Genomic DNA, 547 nt, shown 5'->3' on the forward strand with positions numbered 1-547 from the left:
CCGCTCACAAACCTTCGAAGAGGGCGGTTGAGAGATAGCGTTCGGCGAAGGAAGGGATGATGAGGACGATGTTCTTGCCTTCGGCCTCGGGGCGGGAGGCGATTTCGAGCGCGGCGGCGATCGCTGCGCCGGACGAGATGCCGACCGGCACGCCCTCGATGCGGGCGACGAGGCGCGCCGTCTCGAAGGCGGTCGGATTGCCCACGGTGATGATTTCGTCGATCACTGACCGGTCGAGGATCGACGGCACGAAGCCCGCGCCAATGCCCTGGATCTTGTGCGGGCCGGGCGGACGGCCCGACAGCACCGCCGAATCCTCCGGCTCCACTGCGACGACGCGCAGGCTCGGCCGGCGCGGCTTCAACACCTGGGCGACGCCGGTGATGGTGCCGCCGGTGCCGACGCCGGAGACGAAATAATCGACTTCGCCCTGCGTGTCGCTCCAGATTTCCTCCGCCGTGGTGAGGCGGTGAATTTCGGGATTGGCGGGGTTTTCGAACTGCTGCGGAATGACCGCGCCGGGGTTTTGGCCGACGAGTTCGTCGGC

1 protein-coding gene is annotated in these 547 nt (G+C 67.1%); it reads right to left on the reverse strand.

Annotation, left to right across the window (positions count from 1 at the left end):
- Nucleotides 1–4: 4 nt before the first annotated feature.
- On the reverse strand, nt 5–547 hold a 543-nt coding region (locus V3H18_RS16595), incomplete at its 5' end, for a pyridoxal-phosphate dependent enzyme (protein WP_332083187.1).

The sequence above is a fragment of the Methylocystis borbori genome (assembly GCF_036576025.1).
Lineage (GTDB): Bacteria > Pseudomonadota > Alphaproteobacteria > Rhizobiales > Beijerinckiaceae > Methylocystis > Methylocystis borbori.